The sequence below is a fragment of the Pseudomonas sp. GW822-FHT06B12 genome (genome assembly GCF_058799675.1).
On the sequence record NZ_JBXALR010000013.1, the window covers coordinates 67,745 to 94,025 of the forward strand.

A 26,281-nucleotide genomic window follows, 5' to 3' on the forward strand; every position below is an offset into this window, starting at 1 on the left:
TGAGGCCGGCAACAGCACCATATATCTACGGTTATTCCCCGGAGAACCGAAATGACTGACACACCACTGTCCCCCGACGAGTTCGAACAGGCTCTTCGGGCCAAGGGCGCCTACTACCACATCTATCACCCGTATCACGTGGCGATGTATGAAGGCCGGGCGACCCGCGAGCAGATCCAGGGCTGGGTCGCCAACCGCTTCTACTATCAGGTGAACATCCCGCTCAAGGACGCCGCGATTCTGGCCAACTGCCCGGATCGGGAAATCCGCCGCGAGTGGATTCAACGCCTGCTCGACCACGACGGCGCGCCGGGTGAAGACGGCGGTATCGAAGCCTGGCTGCGCCTCGGCCAGGCCGTGGGCCTGGACCCGGATCAACTGCGCTCCCAGGAGCTGGTACTGCCCGGCGTGCGCTTCGCGGTGGATGCCTACGTCAACTTTGCCCGCCGGGCCAGTTGGCAGGAAGCCGCCAGCAGCTCGCTGACCGAACTGTTCGCGCCACAAATCCACCAGTCGCGCCTCGACAGCTGGCCGCAGCACTACCCGTGGATCGATCCAGCCGGTTACGAGTATTTCCGCACCCGGCTGGGCCAGGCGCGGCGCGATGTCGAGCACGGTCTGGCGATCACCCTGCAGCACTACACTACGTATGAAGGCCAGCAGCGCATGCTGGAAATTCTCCAGTTCAAACTGGACATCCTTTGGAGCATGCTCGATGCCATGAGCATGGCCTATGAACTGAACCGCCCGCCTTATCACAGCGTGACCGAACAACGGGTCTGGCATAAAGGGATCGCCTTATGAGTTTCGACCGCAGCAAGACCCCGACCTGGCGTCCCGGCTACCGCTTCCAGTACGAACCGGCGCAAAAAGGCCATGTGCTGCTGTACCCGGAAGGCATGATCAAACTCAACGAAAGCGCCGCGCTGATTGGCGGTTTGATTGATGGTGAACGTAACGTTGCGGCGATCATTGCCGAACTGGACGCCAAATTCCCCGGCGTGCCTCAGCTGGGTGACGACATTGAGCAATTCATGGAGGTCGCCCGTGCAGAGCACTGGATCGAGCTTGCCTGAATCAGCGGCCCTGCCATTGCCGCCCAAACCCGAGATCGGCCTGCCGCTGTGGCTGCTCGCCGAACTGACCTACCGCTGTCCGCTGCAATGCCCCTACTGCTCGAACCCGCTGGACTTCGCCAAGCAAGGCAAAGAGCTCAGCACCGAGCAGTGGCTCAAGGTGTTTCGCGAGGCGCGGGAGATGGGCGCGGCGCAGCTGGGCTTCTCCGGGGGTGAACCGCTGGTGCGCCAGGACCTCGCAGAGCTGATCGCCGAGGCCCGCAAACTGGGCTTCTACACCAATTTGATCACCTCGGGGATTGGCCTCACCGAGCAGAAAATCAGCGACTTCAAGAAAGCCGGACTCGATCACATCCAGATCAGTTTCCAGGCCAGCGACGAACAAGTGAACAACTTGCTGGCCGGCTCGAAAAAAGCCTTCGCCCAGAAGCTCGAAATGGCCCGCGCGGTGAAAGCCCACGGTTACCCGATGGTGCTGAACTTCGTCACCCACCGGCACAACATCGACAAGATCGACCGCATCATCGAGCTGTGCATCGCCCTCGAAGCCGACTTCGTCGAGCTCGCCACCTGCCAGTTCTACGGCTGGGCCCAGCTCAACCGCGTCGGCCTGCTGCCGACCAAGGAACAACTGGTGCGCGCCGAGCGCATCACCAACGAATACCGCGCCAGGCTCGAAGCCGAAGGGCATCCGTGCAAGCTAATCTTCGTCACCCCGGATTACTACGAAGAACGCCCCAAAGCCTGCATGAACGGCTGGGGCAGCATCTTCCTGACCGTCACCCCGGACGGCACCGCCCTGCCGTGCCATGGTGCGCGGCAGATGCCGGTGCAATTCCCGAACGTGCGCGATCACAGCATGCAGCACATCTGGTACGACTCGTTCGGCTTCAACCGCTTTCGCGGTTACGACTGGATGCCCGAGCCGTGCCGCTCCTGCGACGAGAAAGAAAAAGACTTCGGCGGCTGCCGTTGTCAGGCGTTCATGCTCACCGGTGACGCGAGCAACGCCGACCCGGTGTGCAGCAAGTCGCAACATCACGGCGTGATCCTCAAGGCCCGCGAAGAAGCCGAGCACGCCACCCAGCCCATCGAACAGTTGGTCTTTCGCAATGAACGAAACTCACGCCTCATCGTTAAAGGCTGAACCTTTGAGCGCCATCAAAGCCGTGGCGGCCGGTGTCGATTTCGCCGACCTGCGCGTCGGCGCTCCTGGTTTGTTCTGGAATGAATACCGTCCTGAAGATGGCGCCTGTCGAATCTGGCACTGGCGCGACAACACCGCCCATTGCCTGACTCCGCCGGGGTTCAGTGCGCGCAGTCGGGTTTATGAATACGGTGGCGGATCGTTTTGCCTGAGCGATGACGGCGTGGTCTTCGTCAACGAGACAGATCAGCAGTTGTATCGGCAATCGCTGACAGGTGAAATACCGCAGGCGCTGACCTTGGGTGAATGCCGTTATGGCGATCTGCAATTTGCCGGCGGGCAGGTACTCGCCGTCGAAGAGCAAGGCAATCAGCATCGCCTGGTGGCCATCGATCTGGCAGACGGTAAGCGTCACCTGTTGGTTGAAGGCGCGGACTTTTACTCGGCACCGACCTTGAGTCCGGATGCGCGGCGATTGGCCTGGATCGAATGGAGCCGACCGCATCAACCCTGGACCGCGACACGCTTGATGGTTGCCGAGCGCGATGCCAACGGCGGTTTCGGCCAGCCGCACTGTGTGGCCGGTGACGCCTCTGAAGAGTCCCTGCAACAACCGCGTTTCGATGATGCCGGTCGCCTGTATTGCCTGACCGACCGCGCCGGCTTCTGGCAACCGTGGGTCGACACTGAGTCAGGCTTGCAGCCATTACCTAGCAGCGACGCCGATCATGCGCCAGCGCCATGGCAACTCGGTGCCTGCACCTGGTTGCCGCTAGGCGAAAAGAGTTTTTTGGCAAGCTGGACCGTGGATGGCTTTGGCCGCCTCGGTTTATGCTCTGGCGATTCCACTGAGGATTTCACCGGCGACTACAGTCGCTTCCGCAATCTGGCGCTGGATCAGCAGTTTGTTTACTGCATCGCCGCATCGCCGGTCAGCCCTGCAGCGGTGATTGCCATCGACCGTAAAAGCCATCAGGCCCGGGTGTTGGCCGGCGGCATTGCACTGTTGCCCGCAGAACACATCAGCCAGCCGCAGACACTGCGCTATCCAAGCGGTGCCGGTGAGGCCCATGGTTTCTTTTATCCGGCCATGACCGATGTCGCCAAACCGCCGTTGCTGGTGTTCATTCATGGCGGGCCAACGTCGGCCTGCTACCCGATGCTTGACCCGCGCATCCAGTACTGGACGCACCGGGGCTTCGCGGTTGCCGACCTCAACTATCGCGGCAGCAGCGGTTATGGTCGGGCCTACCGACAGGCGCTGTACCTGAGCTGGGGCGAAGTGGATGTCGAAGACGCCTGCGCCGTGGTCGCCTACCTCGCCGGGCAAGGTTTGATCGACGGCGATCACGCGTTCATTCGCGGCGGCAGTGCCGGCGGTTACACCACGCTCTGCGCGCTGGCATTTCAGGATGTCTTCAGCGCGGGTGCCAGTTTATACGGCGTCAGCGACCCGGTTGCCCTGAGTCGCACCACTCACAAATTCGAAGGCGACTATCTGGATTGGCTGATCGGCGATCCACAGCAAGATGCCGAGCGCTATGCCGCCCGTACACCGTTGCTGCACGCGAGCGAAATCCGCGTGCCGGTCATCTTCTTCCAAGGCGAACTCGACGCCGTGGTGGTGCCACAACAGACCCGCTATATGCTCAAGGCCCTGCAAGACAACGGCATTCCCGCACAGGCCCATTACTACCCGGATGAACGCCACGGCTTTCGCAAAGCCTACAACCAGGCGCATGTGCTGGAACAGGAGTGGTTGTTTTATCGCGGGGTGATGGATCAGCAGAACGTGTGATCGGTAGCGGGGATCGGAGCGACTTGAAAAGATCGCAGCCACTGGGGCCGCGATCCAGGCTTTCAGAGCTTGCCGATCATCTCAGGCCAGTATTTCCAGCCCGTGCTTCTGCACGATGCTCAGTAGCTTCAATGCCATGCCACTGGGGTGCTTGTCGCCCGCTTCCCACTGTTTGACGGTAGAAGCACTGGTATTCAAATATCGGGCGAACACCGGTTGGCTGACATTGTTACGCTCGCGCAGTTGCTTGATCTGTTCGGCGGGAATCGCCTCTGGAACCTGTGCCAGGCATGACTCGTCGAACTGGCGCATGGTGGTCTTGCTGATGGCACCGATCGACAACAATGCAGTGGCCGAGTCGTGAACCGATTCAAGGGCTTCACTCTTGAACTTCTTACTCATGATGTACCTCCACAAACTCCTTCATATCCAGCAGTTGCTGGACCTGTGTGTCACTCAGCCTCTCGTAGGCTTTGGCCAACTTTCGAAAGGCAACCAACTCCGTTTGGCTGATGTTGCTCTGGTCTTTCTTGGAAAACAGAAACTGGTAAACCCAGTACCGCCCACCCTTGGCCAGAACAATCGAACGGTGACGGTTTTCGCTCAAGCGCTTTTTCCATACTCCACCTCCCAGGCTGTCTGCTTGCCCTTTAAGCAACTCGCGGAACGCTGACCTGAGCTCGTCATCGCCGATCCAGGCTTTACCTGCCTGGACGGTAAAACGCTTGGTCTTGAACAACCTGATCGTCATGGATATCCCTTCCCATTACCATACCACTCAGTGGTATATACTTACAAACCAAGCCATCCGCAGCATCAACGCGTGATGGCATCGGCAGTCCTTGCCGGCTCCGCTAAAAAGCCATTGATCTGGCAATCACTCAAGCACTGAGTAGAGTTTGGAAAATCGCTGAGACAAAAAAACGCCCCATGCCAAAAGGAGCAGGCATGGGGCGACGCGTTATACCGCGAGACGGTTCGGGAATGAGAGAAGTGGCGGTTTGTTCAGACCGCGATGCCTTTGCGGCATTGGAGTTGGGCCGTGCGCACCCGGGAGAAAGCTCGGGCCAGACGCAGGAGCATTTCGTCGATATTGGCCTTGCTGACCGTCAACGCTGGCGTGAACCGCAGGCAATCGGGTTTTGGAGCGCTCAGCAGTAAACCTTCGTACAGCGCTGCCTTCACTACTGCGTCAGCCGAATCGTCACTCAAGGTCAGGCCCCAGAGCAGTCCTTGGCCACGCAGTTCAACGTGTCCGTAACGGTTGGCCAATCGGCTCAAGCCTTCACGCAGGTGTTGGGCGCTTTCCCGAACATGCTCGAGGAAGCCGTGATTCAGCACGCAGTCCAGAACCGCCAACCCCGCCGAGGCCATCAACGCGTTGCCATGATGGGTGCCATCCAGTTCGCCCGACTCAAAGCAGCAAGCGTTGCCGCGAGCCAGAAGCGCCGCCACCGGAACCCCACCACCCAGACCTTTGCCCAGCACAACAATGTCGGCCCGCACACCGTAAACCTGTTCGGCGAGCAAACTGCCGCAACGGCCCATCCCGGTTTGCACTTCATCGAGAATCAGCAGAATGCCCAACTCACGGCACAGGCGTTCGACCCCTTTGAGGTAATGCTCGGTCGCCGGAACGACACCGGCTGAACTCTGGATAGGTTCGAGCATGATGGCGACAGTCTGCGCATCCACTGCCGCATGCAACGCCGGTAAATCATTGAACGGAACGTGGCTGAAACCCGGAAGCTGCGGCTCAAAGCGATTGTTCTGACAGTCCGATGCGGACATTGCCGCAAAACCGTGGCCGTGGCAGCTACCACTGGCGGTGATGATTCGCGAAGCGCCACCGCGATGCAGTTGCCCCCATTTACGCGCCAGTTTGATCGCCGCTTCGCAGGCTTCACTGCCACTGTTGAGCAAATAAGCCTGATCGCTGCCGGTACTGATGCACAGCCGCTCGGCCAGGTTGAGCTGGCCACGGTTAAGCAATGCCGAACCTGGATTGATCAGTGTTTGCGCCTGAGCGGCGATGGCTTTGACCAGCACCGACGGGCTGTGACCGAGGCTGTTGGCCGCGCCACCCTGGATAAAATCCAGGTACGCGCGGTCGTCACTGTCCCACAGCCAGGAACCCTGGCCGCGAACGAAAACTTGCTGGGGTCGCTCGACACTCGGCATCAGGCACTCGCTGGAAAAGTTGTCGTGCCTTGAAGGCGGAAAATGCTCCGCTGCCAGATCATCCAGGCTCGGCTGATGGCGACGCAGGTTGAACAGGTTCATGCGCGCAGTCCCTCAAGCGGCAAGCCCAGCAGACGTGACGACCAATCCTCGAGGCGCCCGGTGCGTGTACCTTGCGGCCACAACCAGAGCCGATTGGCAATCCGCTGTTTGTCGGTATCGCTGAGCAAACCCTGTCCGAGGTTTTTTGCCTTGCCTATGTAAACACCATCAACGTAAACGGTATTCATCGCGCTTTCTGGCCCTGTAAGCCTTGTGAATGCGGTTAGACTAGGCGTCTGCCAGGCGCTGAGCCATTTCGATTTTCCAGCTTTTTCGATAAGAATTACTTATGGATTTTAAGCAACTGCGTTATTTCGTCGCGGTGTATGAAGAAGGCCATGTCGGGCGTGCCGCCGAACGCCTGTCGATCTCCCAACCGGCGCTGTCGCAACAGATCCGCCAACTGGAACAAAACCTTGATGTGAGTCTGTTCGAACGCAGCAGCAAACGCCTGCTGCCCACCCTGGCCGCACATACCTTGTACAACCACGCCCTGCCATTGCTTGACGGTATGCAACGGGCGCGCGAGGCCTTGGGCAACTTCAAGGGCCAGGCGCTGCGCACTCTGGCCATCGGTGTACTGCAGACCGTTCACACCAGCCTGGTACCAAAAATGCTGGAGCGTGTGCGCACCGCGCAACCGCACCTGGTGGTACAGATCTACGAGCTCACGGGTCTGGAAATCGAACGTCGACTGCTCAATGGCTCACTCGACATCGGCATCAGCTATTTGCCGCCGCGCCAACCCGGACTGCACGGCGTTTTGCTGTATGAAGATGAACTGACCCTGGTCATCCCCGCCGATCATCCATTGCGCGAATTCAAGAAAGTCTCCATGAGTCAGGCAGCGGAATTGCCGATGCTGTTGCTGGGGGAAGAGTTTCAGGTCCGACAGATCTGGCAGGGGCAACTGGCCAATCTCGGACGCCGCCCGCAAGTGCAGGCGGAATTGAACAACATGGCGGGGATCCTCGACAGTTTGCCCCACACCAGACTGGCCACTGTCCTACCCGGCCGTTCACAGCAGGAAAACGGAAACAATGCACTTTTGTGGAAGCCCTTGAGCGAGCCTCGGGTCCCTCTGAAAGTAGGATTGGTTTGTCGCGACGTGCAACGTCAGCAAGCAACGCTGGAGTTGCTGCGCAATCTGCTGGAAGACGTGATGAATGGCCCGGACAGGCAGATGGCGAGCCCGACGGTATTGGATATCCAGGGCTGAACGGCAAAAACATAAATCGCAGGCAAAAGAAAACCCCGCCGAAGCGGGGCTTTGCAGACTGTTTCCCTGACATCCATTTCACTCCGCCATCCTGGCAGAATCCTACGTGTCCGTGTTGTTGCTTTGCGCTTCCTGCGCGACGTCCATGTGAAGTAGATTAGCTCTGGATCCAATCTTAGAACAGGGGAAAACGGCAGCACGTCACGTAAGCAAATGCTTACATGATGTTACCTCCTCAGAACTGCGCCGCGTCCAACAGGAACAGCGACTCACTACCGGCCTTGACCGAAGCGCTCAGCGAATGAATCCGCGGCAGCAGGCGAGCGAAGTAGAAACGCGCGGTGCCCAGTTTGCTGGCGTAGAAGTCTTCCTGCGCCTCTTTACCGAAGGCCGCCTTGGCCATCAGTGCCCACATGTAGGCGTAGGACACATAGCCGAACACTTGCAGATACTCGACCGAAGCCGCGCCGATTTCGTTCGGGTTATTTTTCACCCGGTCCAGCAGCCAGGCGGTCAGGTCGTCCAGCGTGCTTACAGCGTCGTTCAACGGTTTGGTGAACTCGGCCAGATCGGCGCTCGCGGTGGCGGTGAAATGCCGAATCTCGTCGGCGAACAGTTTGTAGTACGCCCCGCCGCTGCCGACGATTTTGCGCCCGACCAGGTCCAGCGCCTGAATACCGTTGGTGCCTTCGTAGATCTGGGTAATCCGCACGTCGCGAACCAGTTGTTCCTGGCCCCACTCACGAATGTAGCCGTGGCCACCGAAGACCTGCTGTCCATGAACCGTGGTTTCCAGGCCCAGATCAGTGAGGAATGCCTTGGCGACCGGGGTCAGCAAGGCCACCAGGTCTTCAGCGCGTTTGCGCGTGGTCGTGTCTTCGCTGAACTTGGCAGTGTCCAGTTGCATGGCCACGTAGGTAGAGAATGCGCGACCACCTTCGTTCGAGGCTTTCATGGTCAGCAACATGCGCCGCACGTCCGGGTGAACGATGATCGGGTCGGCGACCTTGTCTTTGTTCTGCGCGCCAGTCGGCGAGCGGCTTTGCAGGCGATCACGAGCGTATTCAACCGCGTTCTGGTAAGAGCGCTCGCCACTGGCCAGGCCCTGGATACCGACGCCCAGACGCTCGTAGTTCATCATGGTGAACATCGCCGCCAGGCCTTTGTTCGGCTCACCGACGAGGTAACCCACGGCTTCGTCGAAGTTCATCACGCAGGTAGCGGAGGCCTGGATGCCCATTTTGTGTTCGATCGAACCGCAGTTTGCCGGGTTACGCGCACCGAGACTGCCATCGGCGTTGACCATGAACTTCGGCACCAGGAACAGCGAAATACCTTTCGGACCCGCGGGTGCATCCGGCAGTTTGGCCAGTACCAGGTGAATGATGTTTTCGGTCAGGTCGTGTTCACCGCCAGTGATGAAGATCTTGGTGCCGCTGATCTTGTAGGAACCGTCTGCTTGCGGTTCAGCCTTGGTACGGATGATCCCCAAGTCAGTCCCCGCGTGTGGCTCGGTCAGGCACATGGAGCCTGCCCAGACACCGGCGTACATGTTTGGCAGGTAAGCGGCTTTCAGTTCGTCACTGGCGTGCGCGTTGATCGACAGGCAAGCCCCGGCGGTGAGCATCGGGTACAGACCGAACGACAGGCTGGCGGAGTTGACCATTTCTTCGACCTGGGCCGAAACCGCTTTCGGCATGCCCATGCCACCGTAGGCTGGATCACCACCGACGCCGACCCAACCGCCTTCAGCGTAGGTCTGATAAGCCTGTGGGAAACCTGCTGGAGTGGTGACAGCGCCGTCGCTCCAGTGACAGCCTTCTTCGTCGGCGGCACGGCTCAGCGGCGCGATGCTTTTGCTGGTGACTTTACCGGCTTCCTCAAGGATTGCCTCGACGGTCTCGGCATCGACGGTGTCGGCCAGAGCGGGCAGTTCCGCCCACAGTTTGGCAACCTCGAAAACTTCATTGAGGACGAAGCGCATATCGCGCAGGGGCGCTTTGTAGTCAGCCATGGCAAACCTCGTGAGAACTTGAAAAGTGATTCGTAGGATCGGGTTTCAACAAGGCCTCGAGTGTACCCGAACAACTTTTACGACACATAGGGTCAGCTAGTGACCTATTTGTAATTTTTAGTCACCAACAAAAAGATCGCAGCCTGCGGCAACTCCTACAGGTTCACCTGAATTGTAGGAGCTGCCGCAGGCTGCGATCTTTCAGAGGCAGCGCCTTATGTCAGAGCGCAAACAACTCCGCAGGCAGTTTCATCAGACAATCACTGCCCGCCTCCACCGCCGCCTGATGCGTGGTCGTACGCGGCAACAGGCGCTTGAAGTAGAACTCGCAAGTGGCCAGTTTGCCCCGGCAATAATCGGCGTCACCGCTGCCCGCCGCCAGCTGTGCCTGAGCCACCAGCGCCATGCGCAGCCACAGGTAAGCCAAAATGATGTAGCCGCTGTACATCAAGTAATCCAGTGCCGCAGCGCCGACCTCGTCCGGATTTTTCATCGCCGCCATACCGACCTTGGTGGTCAACTCGCCCCACTGCTGGTTCAACCCGTTGAGCTGCGCCACATACGCTTTTAGCTGCGGATGTGCGGCATTGGCTTCGCAAAACTTGTGCACAATTTTGGTGAACCCGCGCAGCAGTTTGCCTTGGCTGCCAAGCACCTTGCGCCCGAGCAAGTCCAATGCCTGAATGCCGTTGGTGCCTTCATAAATGGGCGCAATACGGCAGTCACGCACCAACTGCTCCATACCCCACTCGCGGATGAATCCATGGCCGCCGAACACCTGCATGCCATGGTTGGTCACTTCCAGGCCGGTTTCGGTCATGAAGGCTTTGCAGATCGGCGTCAGGAACGCCAACAGGTTCTCGGCATCCTGGCGCTGGGTTTCGTCGCTACTCAGGTGTGCGACATCGAGCAATTGCGCGGTGAAATAGGTCAGCGCGCGGTTACCTTCGTTGAAGGCTTTCATGGTCAGCAGCATGCGCCGTACGTCGGGGTGGACGATGATCGGATCGGCGGCCTTTTCCGGCGCTTTGGGTCCGGTCAGCGAGCGCATTTGCAAGCGATCGTTGGCGTACTTGATCGCGCCCTGGAAGCTCGCTTCACCCAGACACAAACCCTGCATCCCGGTGCCGAGCCGGGCGTGGTTCATCATAGTGAACATACAGTTCAGGCCCTTGTTCGCCTCGCCAATCAGGAAGCCCTTGGCACCATCGAAGTTCAGCACGCAAGTGGCAGACGCCTTGATGCCCATCTTGTGTTCGATCGAACCGCAGGAAACCCCGTTGCGCTCACCGGCTTCGCCTTGGGCATCAGGCAGGAACTTGGGCACGATGAACAGCGAGATACCCTTGGTCCCGGCAGGCGCGTCCGGCAGTTTGGCCAACACCAGGTGAATGATGTTGTCGCTCATGTCGTGTTCACCGGCGGAGATGAAAATCTTGCTGCCCGTCACCGCATAACTGCCGTCGGCTTGCGGCACTGCGCGGGTCTTGATGATCCCCAGGTCCGTGCCGCAATGCGCTTCGGTCAGGCACATGGTGCCGGTCCACTGCCCGGCCGTGAGTTTGCTCAGGTAGGTCTGTTTTTGCTCTTCGGTGCCGTGGGCATGGATCGCCGACATCGCGCCGTGGGTCAGGCCTGGGTACATGCCCCAGGAAGTGTTGCTGGAGCCGACCATTTCACTGATCACCAGCCCTAGTGAACTGGGTAAACCCTGACCGCCATAAGTCGGGTCCGCCGCCAGACCATGCCAGCCGCCCTCAACGTATTGTGCGAATGCTTGCTTGAATCCCGTAGGCGTGGTGACCACACCGTTGTCGAAATGACAGCCTTCTTCGTCGCCGCTGCGATTCAGCGGCGCAAGAACGTTCTCACAGAATTTCGCCCCTTCTTCAAGGATCGCATTGACCATGTCCGGGCTGGCGTCGGTAGCACCGAGGGCCGCGTAACTGGCGTGAAAGTCAAAAACATGGTCGATCAGAAAGCGCATGTCGCGCAGGGGAGCTTTGTACTCGGGCATGGTCGTTTCTCCGTCAGCAGATCATTCAAACCTACTGCCGCGAATCGCCCCGAACAATCACAGTCCAGACGCTGAATGCGCCATCATCACTCAACCCGCAGCGCCGTCCATACGCACCGCGCCACGGCGGTTTTGACCGAATGCCATCACGCAGTTGCGTCCCGCGCCCTTGGCGCTGTAGAGCGCCTGGTCAGCGGATTTCAGAACATCTTCCGGAGTTCGCTGTTCCAGTCGCTCGGCGACGCCGATACTCACCGTGACCGAAACACTTGAGGCGCCGGAACCCGCACGGCGCTGCCGACCTTGTTGGTCGTCTTGCGGACGGTTGTCCTGGTTGCGCAACTGAATGCTGTACGTGGCAATCGACTCGCGGATGACTTCCAGGTGCGGCATGCACTCTTCGAGGGTTTTCGCGGCGAATACCAAGGCGAACTCCTCGCCCCCGTAACGATAGGCCCGGCCACCACCGCCGATCTTCGACAGCTTGCTGGCGACCAGACGCAGCACCTGGTCGCCAACGTCGTGACCATGGGTGTCATTGAATTTCTTGAAGTGGTCGACGTCACTCATCGCCAACACATAGTTGCGGCCCAGACGCTGCATGCGCTCGTTCAAGGCGCGACGACCCGGCAGACCGGTCAGCTCATCACGAAAAGCCATTTGATAGGCTTCGTGGGCGACCGCCGCGGCAATCATCAACATCACCTGACTGCACATTATGTTCAGGGTAAACGGCAGGATGAAGGTCTTGGGCAACATCCAGAACAACCCGAGCAGGCCCACCAGTTGCGCCGCATGCAGCGGGCGTGGGTTGCGCCAGTATTGATACGCCAACAGCAGAAAGGACGCGAAGAACACCGGATAGGACAACTGGATCAAGCTCATCCAGGCACCATGCAGCGCCGGCCAGCGTATTTCCGACAGCCACATCAACAACGCCTGCGGGTAACTTTGCTCAAGTCCCAGTGCAACGCTGCCAAACGCCAGCAATACGGCGAAGCGCGCGACCATGTCCTGAAACAGGTGGGTGCGCTCCTGCCAGGCAGCAAACAGCCCGAACAGCAAGGGCAACAACAAACAACAGAGATGGAAAACCACCGCCGCGTCGTCACGCACCTTGCCGTAATCACGGTAGTAATCGGTTTGGGTGTCGAGCAGGTAGTAGGCGATGTACACCGTGACCATCAGAAACAGTTCACGTTGACGTCGGTAAACCGCGCAGTACGAACCACCGAGCAACAGCACCAAAGTCGGCAGCACGTTGAACAGTGAGGTGAAGAAGACGTTGAGATCCTTGACGTAGGCAGCCGCAAGCCCCGCAAGCAACAACAGTAATGAGGGCAAAAAGTGACTGAGACGTACAGCGGAAGAACGCGGCAAGGGTAGAGCTCCGGCCCGGCAAAACAATTGATGTCATTGTGCCTGCATTCTTGGCAGTTAAGCACATGCAATGTGACGTGCATCACACCGCACACTCTTTAACGGCAGCAAAAGCGTTCTACTTAGCGTTTTAGTCGGGATTATTTGCAGCCATTTGCGCCGGGCACAAAAAAGCCGCTGCTCCCGAAGAAGCAGCGGCTTTTTGAAGAGCTGCGTGGGACTTAGTAGCCCAGTGCGAAGTCTTCTTCTTTCATGTCCATCAGGTTGTTAGCGCCCGACAGCATGGTTACAACGTGCGTGCGGGTACGCGGCAGGATGCGCTGGAAGTAGAAGCGTGCAGTCTGCAACTTGGCGGTGTAGAACGCCTCTTCGGTGGTGCCGGCAGCCAGTTTCTCGGCAGCCAGGCGCGCCATGTCAGCCCAGAAGTAGGCAAGGCAGGCGTAACCGGAGTACATCAGGTAGTCCACCGACGCAGCGCCGACTTCTTCGCGATCTTTCATCGCGGCCATACCGACCTTCATGGTCAGCTCGCCCCATTCCTTGTTCAGTGCAGCCAACGGCTCGACGAACTCTTTGACCGCTTCGTTGCCTTCGTTGCTCTGGCAGAACTTGTGGACGATCTTGGTGAAGCCTTTCAGAGCCTCGCCTTGAGTCATCAGCACTTTACGGCCCAGCAAGTCGAGAGCCTGGATACCGGTGGTGCCTTCGTACAGCATGGAAATGCGGCTGTCGCGAACGTTCTGCTCCATGCCCCACTCGGCGATGAAGCCGTGGCCACCGTAGATCTGCACGCCGTGGTTAGCGGATTCGAAGCCGACTTCAGTCATGAAGGCTTTGGCAATCGGAGTCATGAAGGCCAGCAGTGCGTCGGCTTTCTTCTTCTCTTCTTCATCCACGCCGTACTTGACGATGTCGACCTGCTTGGCAGTGAAGTAAACCATCGCACGGTTGCCTTCGGCGAATGCCTTCATGGTCAACAGCATACGACGTACGTCAGGGTGAACGATGATCGGGTCAGCGGCTTTGTCCGGCGCTTTCGGGCCAGTCAGGGAACGCATTTGCAGACGATCGCGAGCGTATTTCAGACCGCCCTGGAAGCCGATCTCGGCGTGAGCCAGACCTTGCAGAGCAGTCCCCAGACGCGCGGTGTTCATAAAGGTGAACATGCAGTTCAGGCCTTTGTTCGCCGGGCCGATCAGGAAACCGGTGGCCGCGTCGAAGTTCATCACGCAGGTGGCGTTACCGTGGATGCCCATTTTGTGTTCCAGGGAACCACAGGTCACAGCGTTGCGCGCACCGATGCTGCCGTCAGCGTTCGGCAGGAACTTTGGAACGATGAACAGCGAAATGCCTTTGGTGCCAGCAGGCGCATCCGGCAGACGGGCCAGAACGATGTGGACGATGTTGTCGGCCATGTCGTGTTCACCGGCCGAGATGAAGATCTTGGTGCCGGAAACTTTGTAGGAACCATCAGCCTGAGGCTCGGCCTTGGTGCGCAGCATGCCAAGGTCGGTACCGCAGTGCGGTTCGGTCAGGCACATGGTGCCGGTCCATTCGCCGGAAACCAGTTTGGTCAGGTAAGCCTCTTGCTGCTCAGGCGTACCGTGCTCGGAAATGGTGTTCATCGCGCCATGGGACAAGCCTGGGTACATGCCCCACGACCAGTTGGCTTCGCCGACCATTTCGCTGACAGCCAGACCCAGAGACTCAGGCAGCCCTTGGCCACCGTGCTCTACGTCGTGGGCCAGGCTTGGCCAGCCGCCTTCGACGAATTGTTTGTAGGCTTCTTTGAAGCCAGTCGGAGTCTTAACGCCGGACTCGCTCCAGGTACAGCCTTCGGTGTCACCCACGCGGTTCAGCGGAGCCAGCACCTGCTCACAAAACTTGGCGCCTTCCTCGAGAATGGCGTCAACCATGTCCGGGGTAGCGTCCTGGCAAGCCGGAAGGCTCTGATAGTGCGCTTCGTAGCCGAGCAGTTCGTCACGAACGAAGCGAATATCACGCAAGGGGGCCTTGTAGTCAGGCATAGCGATAAACCTCTGCTGATGTAACCGGGAATGAACGACCGCAATGATTTGTTGTGACGGTCAAACAGTTGTTTGAAACATACGTTTACGCCGAAATCTTGTCAAGCGTCGATCCTTTGCCGTTCGTCATCACCCACGTAAATAGCGCGCACGCAATGGCCCGCAGCCGGTGCGTAAGGCAACAAACCGTGTAGGAAAGATTAGTTGAACGAGAAGGACATGCCCGACAGAACCCCCGCGCCCAGGGCGGCGTTCTGGCAAAAGGTTCAGCGAGGGATCAAGCGAAAGTATCGATCAGCGTACCGAGCATTTCGTCAGAAGCCTTGGCGATTTTGACGCCCAGCTCTGCCTGGATCTTGCCCTGGGACATATCGACCATATTGCTGGCCAGGTCTGACTGCTGGCTGCGATCGACCGAGCGCAACCGGTCGACTTGAGCTTCCGAGGACTGGCTGGTGGCGGAGCGTTCGACAGTGGTGTTGGCGATCTGGCTGGCGGCCTGATCGACACGGTTCTGCCCAGACTGAATAGTGCTCAGACCGGCATAAAAAGCGCTGCTTCCCGAGATTTCCATGGGACAACTCCACCCTGCAAAGGATAAACAGCGCTCATTGAACCAGAGACACTGACAAAAGGCCCGACAAAAACACTAATGGCACAATGCCTTGTCATAGGCAAAATCTAGTCGAGCAAATCCAGCTGAAGATACTCCGCCACTGCTTCTGCCGTGACCAGCTTGAGTTTCGGCACTCGCCCCAGACACGGTGCCGGCAGGCGTTCAGCCAGCGTGGCCAGGTTTTCTTCCAGCCGCGAAGTCTTGGGGTCAATGATGTTGGCCACCCAACCCGCCAGTTGCAAACCATCCCGGGCAATCGCCTCGGCCGTCAGCAACGCATGATTAATACAACCCAGACGCACGCCCACCACCAGGATCACCGGCAAATCCAGCGCCATCGCCAGATCCGAAAGATTGTCCTGGTCAGCCAGTGGCACCCGCCAACCACCCGCACCTTCGATCAGCGTGAAATCGGCCTGTTTGTCCACTATGTGCCGCATCGGCGCCAGCAACGACTGGACCGTCAGCGCGAAACCCGCCTCACGTGCAGCCAGATGCGGAGCGATGGCGGGTTCGAAGGCCACCGGATTGACCTCGGCATAGGTCAGCGGCAACGAGCATTGCGCCAGCAGCGCCAACGCATCGGCATTGCGCAAACCTTTGGGCGTCACCTCGCAGCCGGACGCCACAGGTTTCCCGGCCGCCGTGCTCAACCCCGCCAACCGCGCTGCGTGCAACAGGCCGGCGGCAATGGTGGTCTTGCCGACGTCGGTATCGGTGCCAGTGATGAAATAGGCTGCGCTCATTGTGGCTTCTCCAACACGGCGTAAACCACCTGATAAGTCGCGGGTAGTCCTTGCGCCTGACGAAACTGCTCATAGGCGTCGATCAAACCCATGATCCGCGCCCGGCCTGTCAGCCCGCCCGGCCGACCAGGATTGAGATTATGCGCGCCCAAGGCCTTGAGTTCGTGAGTCAGACTACGCACATCCGGATAATGCAGCACGTGCGGGCAACTTTGCAGACTGATCACGTTCAAGCCACTGGCCGCACACAGCTGTTGATACGTGCTGAACTCGCGGAAGCGGTTGACGTGTACCAGGCCATCGACCTGACGCCAACTGTCGCGCAATTCATACAGCGTACCCACGCAGAGACTGGCAAACGCCAACACACCGCCAGGTTTAAGAACCCGATTGGCCTCGCTCAGCACCGCCCTGAAATCGGCACACCACTGCACCGCCAGACTGGAAAACACCAGATCGCAGCTCGCGTCCCGCAACGGCAAGCGCTCGGCATCGCCAGCAATGAAATGTGTCGCGCCGCCCAAGGGCCGCGCGTGATTGAGCATGCCTTCAGCGATATCCAGCGCCAGCCCTTCGCTGGCGTTGAATCGCTCAGCCAGCGCACGACTGAAATACCCCGTGCCACAGCCCAGATCCAGCCAGCGAACGGGCGATCGATCAGCCGGCAATCGCCCCAGCAGTTCACTGCCGACATCGCGCTGCAATTCGGCAACGCTGTCATAGCTGGCTGCTGCGCGGGAGAAGGATGCCGCAACCTGACGCTTGTCGGGCAAGCCGCCGGGCAGGTTGGGAAGGGACAAATCAGTCATCACCGGACTCATGCAAAAAGGCCTGGATGGCCCCCGCCACACCGTGGGGGTCTTCCAGAAGAAACGCGTGACTGGCCTGTTCAATCAGACCAATTTCGACATCAGGGAGTAACGCCAGAAGCTCACTGGCGGCTTCGGCCGGGACCAGCCCGTCGAGCCCGGCGAACAGGTGCAACTGCGGGCCACGAAAGGCCTGCAACGCTTGCCGATTGTCCAGTTGCGCGAGCACTTCCAACCCGCTCATCAACACCGGCACCGGGGTATTCGGCGCCCCCGCGAGCAGCAGACGCGACAGCCCGCGCGGGTCTTCGGCACCTTGGGCGCAGAGCAGGCTAAAGCGCTTGAGGGTCATGCGCGGGTCAGTACGGCACCCGTCCAGAAACGCATCGAAAGTCTCGCCCGGCATAGCGCTCGACCACTCGGCATGCGCCACAAAAGAAGGGTTGCTCGCCAGCGTCAGCAAACCGCAGCAGCGGTCGCCACGTCGAGCCGCCAGCTCTGAAGCGAGCATCCCGCCGAGCGACCAACCGCCGAGCCAGGCATCTTTTGGCAGGGTCGAGTCCAGCTCGTCGAGCCATTCATCGAGGTCGCCCGACTCCAGCTCGGGCAGCGGCTCGATTTCGACTCGCAGGTGTTCGTCCAGTCCCTGCAAAGCCGCTGCCAAAGGCTCCAGCGGCGAAATGCCGAGTCCCCAACCGGGCAACAGAATCAGACGATCACGCATGGTTCGGCTCCGCTCCCAGTTGCTGAAGACAATCGGCCAGACCTTCTAACAATAGCTGCACCTGCGCTTCACTGTGCGCCGCTGTCAAGGTCACGCGCAAACGTGCACTGCCGGCTGGCACGGTGGGGGGGCGGATCGCGGTCACCATCAGTCCCCGCTGACGCAGCATCTGCGAAAAAAGCACTGCGCGGCCGGCGTCACCGATCATGATCGGCTGGATCGGTGTGGCGCTGTCCATCAACTCCAGACCGATCTGCTCGGCGCCTTTTCGGAATTGGCGGATCAGCACGTTCAAGTGCTCGCGTCGCCAATGTTCGCTGCGCAGCAACTCAAGACTTTTCAGGGTTGCGCAGGCCAGGGCCGGTGGCTGACTGGTGGTGTAAATGTAAGGTCGGGCGAACTGGATCAGGCTTTCGATCAGGTCATCACTGCCTGCCACAAACGCGCCCGCAGTGCCAAACGCTTTACCCAATGTGCCGACCAATACCGGCACATCCTCCAGACCCAAACCGAAGTGCTCGACGATCCCACCGCCATTGGCGCCCAAGGGACCAAAGCCGTGGGCGTCATCGACCATCAGCCACGCGCCTTTGGCCTTGGCCTCGCGAGCCAGCGCTGGCAGGTCGGCGATGTCGCCGTCCATGCTGAACACCCCGTCGGTCACCACCAGCGTATTGCCGGTGGCCTTTTCCAGACGTTTGGCCAGGCTGACCGCGTCGTTGTGCAAATAGCGATTGAAGCGCGCCCCCGACAACAACCCGGCATCCAGTAACGATGCGTGATTGAGCCGGTCTTCGAGCACGGTATCGCCCTGCCCGACCAACGCGGTGACCGCGCCCAGATTAGCCATGTAACCGGTGGTAAACAGCAGCGCGCGCGGGCGACCCGTGAGGTCGGCCAAGGCTTCTTCGAGCGCGTGATGCGGGCGGCTATGACCGATGACCAAATGCGAAGCACCGCCACCAACGCCCCAACGGGCGGCACCGGCACGCCAGGCTTCAATCACTTGTGGGTGATTGGCCAGGCCCAGGTAGTCGTTGTTGCAGAACGCCAACAATGGCTGGCCATCGACCACCACTTGCGGACCTTGTGGGGTCTCAAGCAATGGACGCTGACGATAGAGGTTTTCGGCACGACGGGCAGCAAGGCGTGCGGCGAGATCGAAAGACATGCAGGCCTCGAAGGTCAACTCACAAACTCAAGGTGGGTACAATTTATGTGGGAGCGAGCTTGCTCGCGATGGCGGTCTGACAGTCAACATAGATGTTGAATTTCCCGGCCTCATCGCGAGCAAGCTCGCTCCCACATTGTCTTGTATTCCTTCAACAGGATCGGTGGAGACGTCAAACAGCGGCGTTGTAGAACTGCTCGCTGCTTTTCTGTTCGACCAGTGCTTGCTCGATCGCTGCCTGATGCACTTCATCAGCGTGCTCTTCGCGCGCTTCCGGCAGGATGCCCAGGCGCCCGAACAGTTGCATGTCCTTGTCAGCCTGCGGGTTGGCGGTGGTCAGCAGCTTGTCGCCATAGAAAATCGAGTTGGCACCGGCGAAGAACGCCAGGGCCTGCATCTGCTCGTTCATCGCTTCGCGGCCAGCGGACAAGCGCACGTGGGATTGCGGCATCAGGATACGGGCGACAGCGAGCATGCGGATGAAGTCGAACGGGTCGATGTCGTCGGCATTTTCCAGCGGCGTACCGGCGACTTTCACCAGCATGTTGATCGGCACCGACTCCGGGTGCTCCGGCAGGTTGGCCAGCTGAATCAGCAGGTTGGCGCGGTCGTCGAGGGACTCGCCCATGCCCAGAATACCGCCCGAGCAGATCTTCATCCCCGACTCACGCACATAGGCCAGGGTTTGCAGGCGCTCGCTGTAAGTACGGGTGGTGATGATGCTGCCGTAGAACTCAGGCGAGGTATCAAGGTTGTGGTTGTAGTAGTCGAGGCCAGCGTCTGCCAACGCAACGGTCTGGTCCTGATCGAGACGGCCGAGAGTCATGCAGGTTTCCAGGCCCATGGCCTTCACGCCTTTGACCATCTCCAGCACGTACGGCATGTCTTTGGCCGACGGATGCTTCCAGGCAGCGCCCATGCAGAAACGGGTCGAACCGATGGCCTTGGCGCGAGCAGCCTCTTCGAGGACCTTCTGCACTTCCATCAGCTTTTCTTTTTCCAGGCCGGTGTTGTAGTGACCGGACTGCGGACAATATTTGCAATCTTCCGGGCAAGCGCCGGTTTTGATCGACAGCAGCGTCGACACCTGGACGCGATTAGCGTCGAAGTGCGCGCGGTGCACCGTCTGCGCCTGGAACAACAGGTCGTTGAATGGCTGAACGAAGAGTGCTTTGACTTCAGCCAAAGACCAGTCATGACGCAGGGTTGCAGTGGTGCTGGCGCTCATGGGCGTTTCCTTGTTTATGCTTGGCAAGCGGCTGCGGAACGGAATATCCACAGACGCGACACGGATGTTCGGCATATTTAAGGAAGAGTCATGCGCTGTCAACCACGATACAAAGGGCCGGTTTACATCTGGTTAAAAAACGAACAAAGCTGTTTGCTCTGCGATGAACTGTCTGACACCCCACAGCCGATTTGCACTTCTTGTGAAACCGAGTTGCCCTGGCTTGGCGATCATTGCCAGGTCTGCGCCCTGCCCCTGCCCGTGGCCGGTGTCACCTGCGGCCAGTGCTTGCAGGAGCCACCGGCCTTCGAGCAGGTCATCGCGCCCTGGACCTACAGTTTTCCGGTCGACAGTTTGATCACCCGTTTCAAGCACACGGCGAAGTGGCCATATGGCCGCCTGCTTGCCGAACTTCTTGCTCAATCCCTGCAACATCGCTTCGATGAAGGCCTCAAGCGCCCCGACGCATTGGTGCCGGTGCCCTTGGCCCGTAAACGGCTGCGCGAGCGTGGCTATAACCAGGCCGCGATGCTCGCCCGCTGGCTCAGCGACAGCCTGCAGATCCGTTGCGATGAGAATCTGTTGCTACGCACCCAGGACACCACCGCGCAACAGGATCTGGACGCCAAGGCGCGCAAACAGAACCTGCTCAGCGCTTTCGCGCTGATGCCGGAGGCGCAGATCAAGGGTCGCCACCTGGCGCTGGTCGACGACGTGCTGACCACTGGTGCCACCGCGCAAAGCCTGGCTCGCTTGCTGATCCGGGCTGGCGCGGCGCGGGTCGACGTTTATTGTCTGGCGCGCACACCAAAACCCGGGGAGCTGACTTGACTCTCGCGCCCCAAGCCGCCAACGTCCAAATCCATCACTACCCGTTTGCAGCCCCTTACCATGTCCTTGCCCACATTGTTGTCCCAGCACATCGTCCGTCGTCCGCAGCGCATTGCCTTGCTGCAACACATCGCCGAACAAGGCTCGATCACCCGCGCCGCGAAAAGCGCCGGGCTCAGTTACAAAGCGGCGTGGGACGCGATTGACGAGCTGAACAATCTGGCGCAAAAACCACTGGTGGAGCGCAGCGTCGGCGGCAAGGGCGGCGGTGGCGCAAAGCTGTCCAGTGAAGGTGAGCGGGTGCTGCGACTTTATCAGCGCCTGCAAGCCTTGCAGGCACAGGTGCTGGAAGCCGCCGAAGACGCCAGTGACCTCGATTTGCTCGGGCGCTTGATGCTCAGGACCAGTGCGCGCAATCAGCTGCACGGCACGGTTGCGACCATCGACACTCAAGGGCGCAACGATCTGATCAGCCTGGAACTGGCTGAGGGGCTGATCATTCAGGCGCAAATCACCCACGACAGCACCCTGCGACTGGAACTTGTAACAGGCACTGAAGTGGTGGCACTGATCAAGGCCGGCTGGCTCGATTTGCTCGGTGCCGGTCAACTCGCAACACCTGGACACAATTGTCTGAAGGGCACCATCGAGGAGATTCTCGACGCCGAAGATGGCCCCAGTGAAGTCCGAATCGCCCTGCCCAACGGTCAGACGTTATGCGCCCTGGCCGAGCCGCTGCACCTCAAAACCCTGGGTTTGAGCGCCAATAAGGCCGTCCAGGTGCAGTTCTCACCCTCCAATGTTTTGCTCGGCACACCGCTCTGACTCAAGGCTGCGGCTACGGATTGGCGGCGTTCCCCAACCGCGCAACTGCAACATTTGTGTCATAGACGCTCCTTAAGGTGACTGCAAAAACCAGCAGGGAGCCTGATGTGAGCCTATTAGAAGAAAACCAAGCCACCGACCTCGAAAAAATCGTCGGCCTCAGTCGTCGTGGTTTTATCAGCGCCGGCGCCCTCTGCGGTGCCGCGATGTTTCTCGGCGGCAACCTGCTGAGCCGCAGCGTGCTGGCTGCCAGTGTCAGCGCAGGTTCGAGCAAACTGCTGGGCTTCGACAGCATTGCAGCCGCCACCAGCGACACCATCACCCTGCCGCCGGGTTACAAGTCCTCGGTGTTGATCAGTTGGGGCCAGCCGCTGCACAAGGACGGCCCGGCCTTCGACCCGACTGGCAATGGCAACGCCCAGGCCCAGGAAGCCCAATTCGGCGACAACAACGACGGCATGAGCCTGTTCGCCTTCCCCGGCGACGACAATCGCGCGCTGATGGCGATCAACAATGAATACACCAACTATCGCTACCTCTACGCCCACGGCAACATGCCGCAGTCGGCCGAAGAAGTGCGCAAAGCGCTGGCCTGCGAAGGCGTTTCGGTGATCGAAGTGCAGCGTAAAAACGGCCAATGGCAGTTCGTTCAAGGCTCGCGCTACAACCGCCGAATCCACGGCAACTCGCCGCTGCATTTGAGCGGCCCGGCCGCAGGCCATGACCTGATGAAAACCGGCGACGACAAGGCCGGTAAGAAAGTGCTCGGAACCTTCCAGAACTGCGCCAATGGCAAGACGCCGTGGGGCACTTATCTGACCTGCGAAGAGAACTTCACTGACTGCTTCGGCAGCAGCAATCCCGAACATAAATTTGACGCCGCACAAAAGCGCTATGGCGCATCGGTCGCCAGCAAAGAGATCAACTGGCACCAACACGACCCGCGTTTTGACCTGGCGAAAAACCCCAACGAACTCAACCGACACGGTTGGGTGGTGGAAATCGACCCGTTCGACCCGCAATCGACTCCGGTCAAACGCACCGCCCTCGGTCGTTTCAAACACGAGAACGCGGCTCTGGCCGAGACCCATGACGGTCGCGCGGTGGTGTACATGGGCGACGATGAGCGCGGCGAGTTCATCTACAAATTCGTCAGCCGCGACAAGATCAATCACACCAACCCCAAGGCCAACCACGACCTGCTGGACCACGGCACGCTGTACGTCGCACGTTTTGATGCGGGTGATAGCAACCCCGACCATCCAAAAGGTCAGGGTCAGTGGATTGAACTGACTCACGGCAAGAACGGTATCGACGCCAGCAGCGGTTTTGCCGATCAGGCCGAGGTGCTGATTCACGCACGTCTGGCCGCCAGCGTCGTCGGCGCCACGCGCATGGACCGCCCGGAGTGGATCGTCGTCAGCCCGCAAGACGGCCAGGTCTATTGCACCCTGACCAACAACGCCAAGCGCGGCGAAGACGGGCAACCGGTGGGTGGGCCTAACCCTCGGGAGAAAAACGTCTATGGGCAAATTCTGCGCTGGCGCACTGATCGCGACGACCACGCGTCGCTAACGTTCGCCTGGGATCTGTTCGTGGTGGCGGGCAATCCGGGCGTGCACGCCGGGACAGCGAAAGCCGGCTCGTCGAACATCACGCCACACAACATGTTCAACAGCCCGGATGGTTTGGGTTTCGACAAGGCCGGTCGTCTGTGGATTCTCAGCGACGGGGACTACAGCAACGCCGGGGATTTCGCCGGCATGGGTAACAACCAGATGCTCTGCGCTGATCCTGCGACCGGTGAAATCCGCCGCTTCATGGTCGGCCCAATAGGCTGCGAAGTGACCGGCATCAGCTTTTCACCGGATCAGAAAACCTTGTTTGTCGGGATTCAGCATCCGGGGGAAAACGGTGGGTCGACCTTCCCTGAGCATTTGCCGAACGGTAAGCCGCGCTCATCGGTGATGGCGATTACCCGAGAAGACGGCGGGATCGTCGGCGCCTGATAGGCCCTCATCGCGAGCAAGCTCGCTCCCACATTGGATCTGTGAACACATGACCCTGTGGGAGCGAGCTTGCTCGCGATGGCGTCAGTAAAAACAACACTCATCTCAAGCCCAACCACTAAAGACGCCCCTTCTGCGCTACCATGCTTGGCCGGACGCGGCAGCCTGCTGCGCGCAGGAGTCAGCATGTCTCACCCGTTTGAAACACTTACCCCCGATCTGGTGCTCGATGCCGTAGAAAGCATTGGCTTTCTCAGCGACGCCCGTGTCCTTGCGCTCAACAGCTATGAAAACCGTGTCTATCAGGTTGGCATTGAAGACGGCGAGCCGCTGATTGCCAAGTTCTACCGTCCGCAACGCTGGACCAACGCCGCCATCCTCGAAGAGCACCGTTTCACCTTCGAACTCGCCGAGTGCGAGGTGCCGGTGGTTGCGCCGATGATTCACAACGGTGAGAGCCTGCACGAACACGCCGGTTTCCGCTTCACCCTGTTCCCGCGCCGTGGCGGCCGTGCGCCGGAGCCGGGCAATCTCGATCAGCTCTACCGTTTGGGCCAATTGCTTGGCCGCTTGCACGCGGTGGGCGCCACCCGCCCCTTCGATCACCGCGAAGCGCTGGGCGTAAAAAACTTCGGCCATGACTCACTGACCACGCTGCTCGAAGGCAACTTCATACCGCGCAGTTTGCTGCCAGCCTACGAGTCGGTCGCCCGCGACCTGCTCAAGCGCGTGGAAGAGGTCTACAAAGACACGCCGCACCAGAACATCCGCATGCACGGCGATTGCCATCCCGGCAACATGATGTGCCGTGACGAAATGTTCCATATCGTCGACCTCGACGACTGTCGCATGGGACCTGCGGTGCAGGACCTGTGGATGATGCTCGCCGGCGATCGTCAGGAATGTCTCGGTCAATTGTCAGAACTGATGGACGGCTACAGCGAGTTCCACGACTTCAACCCACGCGAGCTGGCGCTGATCGAACCGCTGCGGGCCTTGCGCCTGATGCACTACAGCGCATGGCTGGCCCGTCGCTGGGATGACCCGGCGTTCCCCCACAGCTTTCCGTGGTTTGGCACCGAACGTTATTGGGGCAACCAGGTGCTGGCATTGCGTGAGCAACTGGCGGCGCTCAACGAAGAACCGTTGAAGCTCTTCTGACTCACCCGTTTCTACGCCCAAAAGAAGACCCAATGTGGGAGCGAGCTTGCTCGCGATGCCAACACCGCGGTGTATCTGGATGACCGCAGTGATGCAATCGCGAGCAAGCTCGCTCCCACAAAGGTTCACTGCACATCAAGACAAATCTCCTTACAATCACTGCTTTGTTAGCTGCCTAAGCAAGGATTCTGCATGCAAGCCGCCAACCCGCGTCGCGGGTACATATTGGGCCTGAGTGCCTACATCATCTGGGGATTGTTCCCGCTCTACTTCAAAGCCATCGCCGACGTACCTGCCGTGGAAATCATCATCCACCGGGTACTTTGGTCGGCGCTGTTCGGCGCCTTGCTGCTGATGGTCTGGAAGCACCCGGGCTGGTGGCGTGAACTGCGCGAGAACCCACGGCGGCTGGCAGTTCTCGCGCTGAGCGGCACGCTGATCGCGGCCAACTGGCTGACCTACGTCTGGTCGGTGAACAACGGACGCATGCTCGAAGCCAGCCTCGGTTACTACATCAACCCGCTGGTGAACGTGCTGCTGGGCATGCTGATCCTCGGTGAACGGCTGCGACGCCTGCAGTGGTTCGCCGTCGGGCTGGCCACCGTTGGCGTCGCGCAGCAGGTCTGGCAAGTCGGCAGCCTGCCGTGGGTGTCGCTGGTGCTGGCGCTGACCTTCGGTTTCTACGGATTGATCCGCAAACAGGCTCCGGTCAAAGCGCTGCCCGGGCTGGTGGTGGAAACCTGGATGCTGGTGCCGATTGCCCTTGCCTGGTTGCTCTTCAACCCGACAGCCACCAGCGCCCAAGCCGCGTTCTGGAGCACCTCCGAAGCGTGGTGGCTGGTCGCCGCCGGTCCGATAACGCTGGTGCCGTTGGTCTGTTTCAACGCCGCTGCACGGCATCTGCCCTACACCACCCTCGGCTTCCTGCAATACCTGGCGCCAACGCTGGTGCTGCTGCAAGCCGTACTGCTGTTCGGCGAGCACCTTTCTTCCACCACGCTGGTGGCCTTCATGTTTATCTGGGCAGGTCTGGCGGTTTACAGCATCGACGCCTGGATGAGTTTGCGCCGTCGCCGCTGATCAAAAAACGCACAAACCCTTGCAGGCCACGGCGGCCGTGGCCTGCAAGCATCCTTCCCAAGGTTATCCACAGCGTGATCCCCGCCGTTTGTGCACAAGCCCTTGAAACTGCTGGTTTTT

24 protein-coding genes are annotated in these 26,281 nt (G+C 59.6%); 10 read left to right on the forward strand and 14 right to left on the reverse strand.

All coding sequences use genetic code 11. The features are described from left to right. Positions 1-51 precede the first annotated feature (51 nt). The 4 genes from pqqC to AC1RKH_RS24060 are packed head-to-tail and all read left to right on the forward strand — an operon-like array spanning position 52 to position 4,021. A complete protein-coding gene (pqqC, locus tag AC1RKH_RS24045; RefSeq protein WP_493063940.1) occupies positions 52-804 on the forward strand; it encodes a pyrroloquinoline-quinone synthase PqqC in 753 nt (250 codons plus the stop codon). Beyond that, entirely contained in the window at positions 801-1,076 is a 276-nt protein-coding gene (gene pqqD / locus AC1RKH_RS24050; protein WP_123426554.1) for a pyrroloquinoline quinone biosynthesis peptide chaperone PqqD, read from the forward strand. The genes pqqC and pqqD overlap by 4 nt, the downstream gene beginning before the upstream one ends. Next, on the forward strand, positions 1,048-2,223 hold the full coding sequence (gene pqqE / locus AC1RKH_RS24055; RefSeq protein ID WP_493063939.1) for a pyrroloquinoline quinone biosynthesis protein PqqE: 1,176 nt from the start codon (positions 1,048-1,050) through the stop codon (positions 2,221-2,223). Before pqqD ends, pqqE begins: the two co-directional genes overlap by 29 nt. Next, positions 2,189-4,021: a S9 family peptidase gene (locus AC1RKH_RS24060; RefSeq protein WP_493063938.1), complete on the forward strand. Its 1,833-nt coding sequence runs from the start codon at positions 2,189-2,191 to the stop codon at positions 4,019-4,021. The genes pqqE and AC1RKH_RS24060 overlap by 35 nt, the downstream gene beginning before the upstream one ends. Before the next feature lie 81 nt (positions 4,022-4,102). Here the strand turns inward: AC1RKH_RS24060 and AC1RKH_RS24065 are convergent, their stop codons facing one another. The 4 genes from AC1RKH_RS24065 to AC1RKH_RS24080 form a co-directional block, all read right to left on the reverse strand. Continuing rightward, complete coding sequence (locus AC1RKH_RS24065) at positions 4,103-4,423, reverse strand: helix-turn-helix domain-containing protein (protein ID WP_019693952.1); 321 nt, start codon at positions 4,421-4,423, stop codon at positions 4,103-4,105. Continuing rightward, on the reverse strand, positions 4,416-4,772 hold the full coding sequence (locus AC1RKH_RS24070) for a type II toxin-antitoxin system RelE/ParE family toxin (RefSeq protein WP_493063937.1): 357 nt from the start codon (positions 4,770-4,772) through the stop codon (positions 4,416-4,418). Before AC1RKH_RS24070 ends, AC1RKH_RS24065 begins: the two co-directional genes overlap by 8 nt. Before the next feature lie 254 nt (positions 4,773-5,026). Beyond that, positions 5,027-6,304, reverse strand: coding sequence for an aspartate aminotransferase family protein (locus tag AC1RKH_RS24075; RefSeq protein WP_493063936.1), 1,278 nt, complete (start codon positions 6,302-6,304; stop codon positions 5,027-5,029). Continuing rightward, positions 6,301-6,492: a hypothetical protein gene (locus tag AC1RKH_RS24080; RefSeq protein WP_259740279.1), complete on the reverse strand. Its 192-nt coding sequence runs from the start codon at positions 6,490-6,492 to the stop codon at positions 6,301-6,303. The genes AC1RKH_RS24075 and AC1RKH_RS24080 overlap by 4 nt, the downstream gene beginning before the upstream one ends. A gap of 101 nt (positions 6,493-6,593) precedes the next feature. Between AC1RKH_RS24080 and AC1RKH_RS24085 the strand changes: the two genes are divergently transcribed. Continuing rightward, positions 6,594-7,523, forward strand: coding sequence for a LysR family transcriptional regulator (locus tag AC1RKH_RS24085; protein WP_493063935.1), 930 nt, complete (start codon positions 6,594-6,596; stop codon positions 7,521-7,523). Positions 7,524-7,758: 235 nt separating this feature from the next. Here the strand turns inward: AC1RKH_RS24085 and AC1RKH_RS24090 are convergent, their stop codons facing one another. From AC1RKH_RS24090 to bioB, 10 genes are all read right to left on the reverse strand, one after another. Then, the gene (locus tag AC1RKH_RS24090) at positions 7,759-9,537 is read right to left on the reverse strand and encodes an acyl-CoA dehydrogenase C-terminal domain-containing protein (protein WP_493063934.1); all 1,779 of its coding nucleotides are present in this window, start codon (positions 9,535-9,537) and stop codon (positions 7,759-7,761) included. Between the two features lie 220 nt (positions 9,538-9,757). Next, positions 9,758-11,554, reverse strand: coding sequence for an acyl-CoA dehydrogenase C-terminal domain-containing protein (locus AC1RKH_RS24095; protein WP_493063933.1), 1,797 nt, complete (start codon positions 11,552-11,554; stop codon positions 9,758-9,760). Positions 11,555-11,644: 90 nt separating this feature from the next. Next, the gene (locus AC1RKH_RS24100; RefSeq protein ID WP_493063932.1) at positions 11,645-12,934 is read right to left on the reverse strand and encodes a GGDEF domain-containing protein; all 1,290 of its coding nucleotides are present in this window, start codon (positions 12,932-12,934) and stop codon (positions 11,645-11,647) included. A 221-nt stretch (positions 12,935-13,155) separates the two neighbouring features. Next, the gene (locus AC1RKH_RS24105; RefSeq protein ID WP_493063931.1) at positions 13,156-14,961 is read right to left on the reverse strand and encodes a phenylacyl-CoA dehydrogenase; all 1,806 of its coding nucleotides are present in this window, start codon (positions 14,959-14,961) and stop codon (positions 13,156-13,158) included. 277 nt (positions 14,962-15,238) lie between these two features. Beyond that, positions 15,239-15,535: a pyrroloquinoline quinone biosynthesis protein PqqE gene (locus AC1RKH_RS24110; RefSeq protein WP_493063930.1), complete on the reverse strand. Its 297-nt coding sequence runs from the start codon at positions 15,533-15,535 to the stop codon at positions 15,239-15,241. A gap of 107 nt (positions 15,536-15,642) precedes the next feature. After that, positions 15,643-16,323, reverse strand: coding sequence for a dethiobiotin synthase (gene bioD / locus AC1RKH_RS24115; RefSeq protein WP_123426544.1), 681 nt, complete (start codon positions 16,321-16,323; stop codon positions 15,643-15,645). After that, on the reverse strand, positions 16,320-17,132 hold the full coding sequence (gene bioC / locus AC1RKH_RS24120) for a malonyl-ACP O-methyltransferase BioC (protein WP_493063929.1): 813 nt from the start codon (positions 17,130-17,132) through the stop codon (positions 16,320-16,322). The genes bioD and bioC overlap by 4 nt, the downstream gene beginning before the upstream one ends. Next, positions 17,125-17,856, reverse strand: a complete 732-nt coding sequence (locus tag AC1RKH_RS24125) for an alpha/beta fold hydrolase (protein WP_493063928.1) — start codon at positions 17,854-17,856, stop codon at positions 17,125-17,127. The genes bioC and AC1RKH_RS24125 overlap by 8 nt, the downstream gene beginning before the upstream one ends. Then, entirely contained in the window at positions 17,849-19,027 is a 1,179-nt protein-coding gene (bioF, locus tag AC1RKH_RS24130) for an 8-amino-7-oxononanoate synthase (protein WP_493063927.1), read from the reverse strand. Before bioF ends, AC1RKH_RS24125 begins: the two co-directional genes overlap by 8 nt. A gap of 172 nt (positions 19,028-19,199) precedes the next feature. After that, positions 19,200-20,255, reverse strand: coding sequence for a biotin synthase BioB (bioB, locus tag AC1RKH_RS24135; protein ID WP_129440595.1), 1,056 nt, complete (start codon positions 20,253-20,255; stop codon positions 19,200-19,202). A 90-nt stretch (positions 20,256-20,345) separates the two neighbouring features. On the opposite strand from bioB, the gene AC1RKH_RS24140 reads away from it, so the two are divergent. From AC1RKH_RS24140 to rarD, 5 genes are all read left to right on the forward strand, one after another. Next, positions 20,346-21,086: a ComFC family protein gene (locus AC1RKH_RS24140; RefSeq protein WP_493063926.1), complete on the forward strand. Its 741-nt coding sequence runs from the start codon at positions 20,346-20,348 to the stop codon at positions 21,084-21,086. A gap of 60 nt (positions 21,087-21,146) precedes the next feature. Then, a complete protein-coding gene (locus AC1RKH_RS24145; RefSeq protein WP_493063925.1) occupies positions 21,147-21,911 on the forward strand; it encodes a TOBE domain-containing protein in 765 nt (254 codons plus the stop codon). Positions 21,912-22,018: 107 nt separating this feature from the next. After that, a complete protein-coding gene (locus AC1RKH_RS24150) occupies positions 22,019-23,920 on the forward strand; it encodes a PhoX family protein (protein ID WP_493063924.1) in 1,902 nt (633 codons plus the stop codon). A 186-nt stretch (positions 23,921-24,106) separates the two neighbouring features. Continuing rightward, positions 24,107-25,081, forward strand: coding sequence for a serine/threonine protein kinase (locus AC1RKH_RS24155; protein WP_493063923.1), 975 nt, complete (start codon positions 24,107-24,109; stop codon positions 25,079-25,081). 192 nt (positions 25,082-25,273) lie between these two features. Next, on the forward strand, positions 25,274-26,161 hold the full coding sequence (gene rarD, locus AC1RKH_RS24160) for an EamA family transporter RarD (protein WP_493063922.1): 888 nt from the start codon (positions 25,274-25,276) through the stop codon (positions 26,159-26,161). Positions 26,162-26,281 lie beyond the last annotated feature (120 nt).